Below are 1,194 nucleotides of genomic sequence, written 5' to 3'. Positions count from 1 at the left end.
GGACGAGGAACATGCGTTGCATGGCGTTCTCCTGTTTCCCCGTTCGGGATCGATTATACCGCCCCAGCTTCAGGGCGCGACGAAAATCGCGCGGGCTCGACCAGCGCCGAAAGGGCGCGCGGCAGGGGTGACGGGAGGGCCAGGATCCGCGCCGTCAGGTGCTCGGCCAGCAAGGGCGCCAGGCAGAAGCCACGTCCGCCCAGACCGCCCAGCACGAACAGGCCTCCAAGGGCTCCACCGGGAGCGTCGGGAACCGCGCCGGCCAAAGGCAGATGATCGGCGGTGGTCGCGCGCACGGCGGCGCGGCCCTGAAGCGGCGCGTCGGCGAGCTGGGCGGCCAATCCGGGTAATCCCTTGGCCAGGGCCTGCAGGTTGCGGCCATGGTCGGCTTCGCGGGTCTCGGTCTCGACCACCTCGCGGTCGTGGGTGGCTCCGAACAGTACGCCGTCACGGGTGGGGATCGCATAGGCCCCAAAGGCGGCGGGAGGCGGCGCCGGGCGGTCGGTCCAGGTCGCCTGGCCGCGCACCGGGCGGATCGGGGCTTCGGGCCAGWGCCTGGCCTGGTTCGCGCCGCCGGCCAGCACCACGGCGTCGGCCTGCGCCAGCACGCGATCGTCGGAATCGAACAGTCGCCAGACGCCGTCCTCGTACGCCAGCCGGGCCACGCGCGTCGAGATCACGGGTCCCAGCCAGGCTTCGATCACTCGGGCCGGCTCGACGACCAGGGCGTGGGCCATATCGAGGGCGGGTCCGGCCGGTTCGCCCAGCCGCGCCGTGGTGTCGGCGGCGCCGAGCAGGGTCATCGCGCCCGGCTCGAACAGGTCCTGGGCGGCGATGGCGGCGTGGCGCTCGGCGTCGCGCGGCGCGGCCGCCAGCTTCAGCACGCCGCGGGCGATCACGACGCCAGGGCCATCGGCTTCCAGTTCGTCATACAGGGTGACGGCGCGGGCGAAGGCCTGGGCCGGCAGAGCGGCGCGCGGACCGCCGCCGGCGTCCAGGGCCGGGGTGACCAGGGCGGCGGGATTGCCCGAGGCCGGCGCCTCGCCGTCGTCGAAGACCGTGACCTCCAGGCCTTCGGCCCGGGCGGCGCGGGCCATGGCGGCGCCGGCGATCCCCCCGCCGATCACCGCCAGACGTCGCGGGCGTTCCGGGACCTCGGACGCGCCGGGCGCCACCGCTTCCAGCCGCTCCTTC

The 1,194-nt window shown here is 74.6% G+C and carries 1 protein-coding gene; it reads right to left on the bottom strand.

Annotated elements, in window-relative coordinates; translation table 11 throughout:
* Positions 1-53: 53 nt before the first annotated feature.
* Positions 54-1,194 (bottom strand): FAD-dependent 5-carboxymethylaminomethyl-2-thiouridine(34) oxidoreductase MnmC1 (gene mnmC1, locus AC1DZ6_RS25495; RefSeq protein WP_477099874.1); only part of this gene is annotated, 1,141 nt, incomplete at its 5' end.

This window comes from Caulobacter sp. P1_B12_2, assembly GCF_056406675.1.
Note: the sequence above shows the minus strand (reverse complement) of the source record. Positions and strands in the feature narration are given on the sequence as shown.